The 6,168-nt window shown below is 63.7% G+C and carries 5 protein-coding genes; 3 read left to right on the top strand and 2 right to left on the bottom strand.

Annotated features, from left to right (window positions below):
- Positions 1-869: FAD-dependent oxidoreductase (locus HP547_RS26440; protein ID WP_172288368.1), on the bottom strand; the 869-nt coding region annotated here is incomplete at its 3' end.
- Between the two features lie 166 nt (positions 870-1,035).
- Between HP547_RS26440 and HP547_RS26435 the strand changes: the two genes are divergently transcribed.
- Positions 1,036-1,884 (top strand): RHS repeat-associated core domain-containing protein, encoded by an 849-nt coding sequence (locus HP547_RS26435; protein ID WP_172288366.1) that lies wholly within the window; start codon positions 1,036-1,038, stop codon positions 1,882-1,884.
- A 113-nt stretch (positions 1,885-1,997) separates the two neighbouring features.
- On the opposite strand, the gene HP547_RS26430 is transcribed toward HP547_RS26435, so the two are convergent.
- On the bottom strand, positions 1,998-3,326 hold the full coding sequence (locus HP547_RS26430; RefSeq protein ID WP_172288364.1) for an MFS transporter: 1,329 nt from the start codon (positions 3,324-3,326) through the stop codon (positions 1,998-2,000).
- 164 nt (positions 3,327-3,490) lie between these two features.
- On the opposite strand from HP547_RS26430, the gene HP547_RS26425 reads away from it, so the two are divergent.
- Positions 3,491-4,588 (top strand): sugar diacid recognition domain-containing protein, encoded by a 1,098-nt coding sequence (locus tag HP547_RS26425; RefSeq protein ID WP_172227473.1) that lies wholly within the window; start codon positions 3,491-3,493, stop codon positions 4,586-4,588.
- A gap of 168 nt (positions 4,589-4,756) precedes the next feature.
- Positions 4,757-5,896 (top strand): glycerate kinase, encoded by a 1,140-nt coding sequence (locus HP547_RS26420; protein ID WP_172227475.1) that lies wholly within the window; start codon positions 4,757-4,759, stop codon positions 5,894-5,896.
- The last annotated feature ends 272 nt before the right edge of the window (positions 5,897-6,168 follow it).

The raw sequence follows: 6,168 nt of genomic DNA, 5'->3' as shown, positions 1-6,168 counted from the left end.
TCATGGCGTGTGACCACGTGTACGTGTACGCCGTACTTACGCAGCGCCGAGGCGGCTTCCAGCCCGATGAAACCGTCGCCGACGATCACCACTGGCTGGCCAGGTTCGGCCGCGTCGAGCAACTGCGCGGCATCCTCCCTTGAGCGCAGGGTGAATACCCCAGGCAGGTCGACACCCGGAATGTCGGGGCGGATTGCTTTGCCACCTGTGGCCAGCAGGCAGGCGTCATAGTCGAACTGCTGGCCGTCGGCGAGGGTGAGTTGGCGTTTTTGGCTGTTCAGGGTGCGCACCTTGCCGTGCTTGCGTTCCAGATGGCCTTTGCGCAGGGCGTCGGCTTCGAGCAATGCGGGCACTTCGTCGGCGGGCATCTCCCCGGCAATCACGAATTTGCTCAGGGCGGTGCGGTCGTACGCTGGCTGGCGCTCCTGGTCGATCCACAGCAGCCGGCCCGCAAAGCCGTGGGACAGCAGGGTGGCAACTGCGGCGCTGCCGGCGGCACCGGCGCCGACCACGACGAAACAGCGGGCATCGCTGTGCCTGGGCGGCTCGATCACGGGCAGGGGTTGATCTTCGACCCAGACTTCGTCGCCCTTCACCCAGGCCTTGTAACGCCGCAGGTCAGCCAGGGCAGGTGGCTCGCAGACCACACCGTCGTCAACGGCGAACGCAGCTTTGTGCCAAGGGCACACCAGCAGGCCAGCGCAGACCACACCTTCATCGAGCGGGGCGCCCGCATGCGGACAGGTGGCCTGGTAGGCATGCACCTGGTCGCCTTGGCGGATCAGGATCAGTTCTTCGTTGCCGGCTTGTACGCGTAGGGGACGGTGTTGATCGAGCTGGGCCAGGCGGGCGACGGCGTGCTGGGTCATCGGGCTTCTCCAAAGGGGGCCTTTGCAACCATTTGACGCCTGGGGTCGGGAGTAAGTGCACCTATCTGACGATCGGAGTGGTGTATGTGCAACTGGCATTTTTATCAGTTTCAGTATGCCCCGCGTTTGCCCATCCTTTCACTGAGCGCCGCTATCAGGAGCCGGCATGCTACTCACAGTGGATATACAACAGTCGGTAATGGGCGCCACGCCTCACACTGCGTATGGGTTCAACCCGCGGAGCAACGCTGCTTTGGGCTTTGTCGGCGAGTGGCGAGACATTGCCACGGGGGGCTATCTGCCTGGAAATGGCCAGCGCTTGTATCGTTCGAATTTGATGAGATTCTGCAGCGCTGACTCATTTAGCCCCTTTGGTAAAGGAGGACTGAACAGCTATGCCTACTGTCAGGACGACCCCGTAAACCATGTCGACAGAAGCGGTCATGATTTTGTGCGTACCCTGCAGCAGTTCTTCAGTGGCTTCACTGGGTTGATAAACACCGGCATGTCAGGGCTCAAGGTTGCTACACCCATTATCAAAAGGTCAGTTCATGCCGCGCAGTTGAATATGACAGCAGAGCAGTACCTCGCCTTTCCCACGCGTATTCCCGAATACCCTAAGCTGGCTCGCGCCGGCAATTCAATTGCAACGGTATCGGGGGTGGCCAGTGTGATCCTGGGCACGCCAACCGGAATCGTAGCGGCTTGGCAAGCGCAATCGTCATTGTCTTCGATGTTTTCGTCGGGGACGCGGCTGGGAACTGGTGCATCGGGCATGACAGGGCGGGCGATGCAGGCCTGGAGTTCCTCGAAGCGTACACTCGCAGACATCTCGCAGTACAACATCAGCTACGCGCAGATTGCGAGTGAGGTGGCGCAGGAAATGTTCGGTGTGAATATGCTACGCGCAAGGGAATCGGGCATTGTTCGCATTGAACTGCCCGATGAAATGCGCAACCTCCGGAACATGCCGGCAACTAAAGAGCTGTTGGAGGTAATGGTCAGCACCGTTTAGCGACAATGTCAGGCTGACGAGCGGCGGGGATGTTTCTTTTATGTGGCCTGGGCGGACCTCTTCGCGGGTAAATCGAATCGCGCACCGCCGCTCCGATTTACCCCCGAATGAGTTCAACTGGCTTTTGCAGAACTCAACGCACCCGCACGGGTGATGCGCAAGGCCACCAGGCTACCGACCACGATCAGCGCCGCCAGCGAGTACAGCGCGGCATCGGTGGAACCGGTCTGGTCCTTGATGAACCCCACCAGGTACGGGCTGAGGAAGCCCGCCATCTGGCCCACCGAGTTGATGATCGCCAGGCCCGCCACCGCTGCACCGGCGCTGAGCAGCGCAGTGGGCATAGGCCAGAACATCGGCAGGCCGGTAAGGGCACCCATGGTGGCGATCGACAGGCCGAGGATGGCGATGGCAGGGTTGCCGGCGAAGTTGACCGCAATCAGCAGGCCGATGGCACCCATCAGCATCGGCACCACCAGGTGCCAGCGCCGTTCGTTGCGCAGGTCAGCCGAGCGCCCGCAGAGGATCATGAACACACCGGCCAGCAGGTACGGGATGGCGCTGAGCCAGCCGATCAGCAGCGGGTTGTCGAAGCCCATGCTCTTGATGATCGAGGGCAGCCAGAAGTTGATCGCGTATACGCCGCTCTGGATGCAGAAGTAGACGAAACCGAAGGCCCAGATCAGCGGGTTGGTCAGCACGGCCAGCACGCGGTCCCCGCTGGTGCCGGGCTTGCCGGCGGCATCGGCCTGCAGGTCGCTGGCGATCATCTGGCGTTCTGCCGGGCTCAGCCAGGCGGCTTTCTGGTAGCCGTCGCTGAGCAGGAACACGGCCAGCACGCCAAGGGCAACGGTGGGCAGGCCCTGGATCAGGAACATCCATTGCCAGCCGGCCAGGCCGTGCTGGCCTGCAGCGAAGTGCTGCAGGATCCAGCCCGAGAACGGCCCGCCAAGCAGGCCGGACACCGGGATCGCCGACATGAACAGGGCCATGATGCGACCACGGCGGGCAGCCGGGAACCAGCGCGAAAGGTACAGCACCACGCCCGGGAAGAAGCCGGATTCGGCAGCGCCGGTGAGCAGCCGCAGGGTGTAGAACTCGGTGGGCGTGGTGACGAACAGCAGGCAGGTGGAGAGGCTGCCCCAGGCGATCATCATCAGCGCAATCCAGCGCCGCGGTCCGAAGCGGTTGAGCGCCAGGTTGCTCGGCAAGCCGCAGAGCACGTAGCCGATGAAGAAGATGCCGGCCCCCAGGCCGTACACCGTTTCGCTGAACTTCAGCGCGTCGAGCATCTGCAGCTTGGCAAAGCCGACGTTGACGCGGTCAAGGTAGTTGAACAGGTAGCAGATGAAAATGAACGGAATCAGCCGCAGGGTGATGCGCCGGTACAGCGCGTTGCGGGTGGAGTCCGTGCCTTGGTCAGGGGCGGGGCTGTGTGCCATGATCGGGTTCTCTGTTGTTATGGTTGTCGCCGCGTCGCCTGTTTCGGCGCTCGCCCTGACGAGTCTCGGGGACGGCGGCGTACCTGTCTTTGTGCTTTTGCACAGCGCTTGGGCCAGCCTGCTGTGCCCGGGCCCAAAAGCCTAACACCCCTAAGGACCCTGCAATGTTCGAACTCGACCATGACCTGGCACAGGATATCGTTGACCGGGCCATGGCGATCTTGCCGTGCAACGTCAACGTGATGGACAGCCAGGGCTTGATCCTGGGCAGTGGCGAACCGGAGCGCATCAACACCCGCCATGAAGGCGCGCAACTGGTGTTGGCCAACGGCAGGATCGTCGAGCTGGACAGCGACGCGGCCAAATGCCTGAAGGGCGTGCAGCCGGGGGTAAATCTGCCGCTGATGCTCGATGGCCGGCTGATGGGTGTACTGGGCCTGACCGGTGAGCCGCAACAGGTGCGTACCTATGGCGAGCTGGTGCGCATGACCGCTGAAATGCTGCTGGCCCAGCGCCATTTGCAGGCCGACCAGCAATGGCGTCGGCAGCGCTGTGACGACCTGCTGGCGCTGTTGCTCGGCGGCAGCGGCGACTCCCCACGGCTGCTCGATGAAGCCCGGCAACTGGGCCTGAAACCCCAGTTGCCGCGGGTACCGTGCCTTTTTGAACTGGCCTCGGGCCCTCCCGCCGAGGCGCTGTCGGCATGGTTGATGAGCCGTTACCCGGACAGTTGGTGTGTCAGCCCGGCTCGCCAGTCGTTGCTGTGGTGTCGCCCGGCCGGCGCGGCGCTGGACGAGCCCCGCCTGCTCGAGCGCCTGCAACGCCATGGCTGGGAAGTGGAGCGGCTCGCCGTGGGCAGTGCTGCGCAAAGCCTGGAGCAACTGCGCCGAGGTTATCGCCGGGTGCGTGACTTGCTGGCATACGGGCGCGAGGTACTGCCCGGCGAACGGTTGCTCAGCCTGCAGCGCTACCGGTTGCCGGCCATGTTGTGGCGGCACCGCAACGATGATGCGCTAGATGAGCTGCTGGAACCGTTGCAGCGCATCCGCGCCAAGGACGGCAGCGGCCAGTTGCTGACCACCCTGCGCACCTGGTGCGCGCATGACGGCCAGAGCCAGGCGTGTGCCGATGCCCTTGGCATACATCGCAACAGCCTGCGTTACCGGCTGGAGCGGATTGCCGAACTGGGCGAGGTTGATCCGTTGCGCATGGAAGGCATGCTCAGCTTGTATCTGGGGTTGCAGTTGTTGCCGGCTGGGTGATGGGGTGAGCTGCGGCGGGCGTCGGCGGCAGCTGGCCTGCCGCAAATAGCCCCGAAGCAGGCACAAATGCATCTGCCCAAACAACCCGTCCCGCGTTTTGTGCATTTGACCGAGGCCCCTCAGGCGCACAACTGTCAGCATGCCGCTCATCAGGACAGGAGAATCCCCATGAAAATCGTCATTGCCCCCGACTCGTTCAAGGACAGCCTCGACGCTGCCGGTGTCGCCCGCGCCATCGCCGCCGGCCTGGCCGAGGCCTGGCCGCAGGCCGAGCTGGTCGAGTGCCCGATGGCCGATGGCGGGGAAGGCACCATGGAGGCGATACTTGCTGCCAGCCACGGCGAACTGCGCCGCCAGGCCGTACGCGGCCCGCAGGGGCAAAGTGTCGAAGCCGGCTGGGGCTGGTTGCCGCAAAGCCGCACGGCAATCATCGAAATGGCCCAGGCCAGTGGCCTGCAGCTGGTGCCAACCAGCCAGCGCGACGCCTGCCGCAGCAGCACCTGGGGCACCGGCGAGCTGATTGCCGCCGCCCTGGCCGCCGGCGCGCAGCGGGTGGTGCTGGCCATCGGCGGCAGCGCCACCAACGATGCCGGCAGCGGCATGTTGCGGGCGCTGGGCTTGCGCCTGCTGGATGCCGAAGGGCAAACGCTGGAAGAGGGCGGCCTGGCCTTGGCCAGGCTGGCCCGCATCGATGCCAGCGACCTCGACCCGCGCCTGGCCGAGGTGCAGTTTGAAGTGGCTGCCGACGTCGATAACCCACTGTGTGGGGCCAATGGTGCATCGGCCATTTTCGGCCCACAGAAGGGTGCGAATCCGCAGCAGGTTGATGCGCTCGACCATGCCCTGGGGCATTTTGCCGACCATTGTGCGCAGCTGCTGGGCGAGGATATGCGTGACTACCCTGGCTGCGGTGCTGCCGGCGGCATGGGTTTTGCGGCCCGGGCATTCATGGGTGCACAGTTCCGCCCGGGGGTAGAGGTAGTGGCTGAACTGGCCGGTCTCGATGCGCTGGTACAAGGCGCTGATCTGGTGGTGACTGGCGAAGGGCGCTTCGATGCGCAGACCTTGCGCGGCAAGACGCCAATGGGGGTAGCCCGGGTTGCCAAGCGCCATGGTGTGCCGGTGGTGGTACTGGCCGGGACCTTGGGTAAGGGCTATCAGGCCCTGTATGCCCATGGGATAGATGCGGCCTTTGCCCTGGCAAGTGGTCCGATGAGCCTGGAGCACGCGTGTGCCAATGCTGGGGAGCTGTTGCAGGCACGGGCTTGTGATATCGGGCGGTTGTGGCGTTGTTCGAAGCGGGTCTGAAGGTATTGCCCCGGTGGGGTAGCGCAGGCCATGTGGGGGGTGGCCTCTGGGAGGTTGCATCAGGGCTGACAGGTGTATGCCTTGGTATCTTCAGCGCCTGTGAGATCGAGCGCCGCGCGGGCGGCGCTCGATCTCCCTGGCGCTACGAGGGTGTCAGAAATTTTGTGTTCGGGCATAACATGAGTAAGAGGTGCATGTATGCCAACCAAAAAAAAACCGCTCCGAGAGTTACCAAAGGTTCCGAAAGAGCTGCTGGAACAGTTTTCCGCTGT

Origin of the sequence: Pseudomonas sp. CM27, assembly GCF_013179515.1 — a bacterium.
Taxonomy (GTDB): domain Bacteria; phylum Pseudomonadota; class Gammaproteobacteria; order Pseudomonadales; family Pseudomonadaceae; genus Aquipseudomonas.
This window is presented reverse-complemented; position numbering and strand designations above follow the sequence as displayed.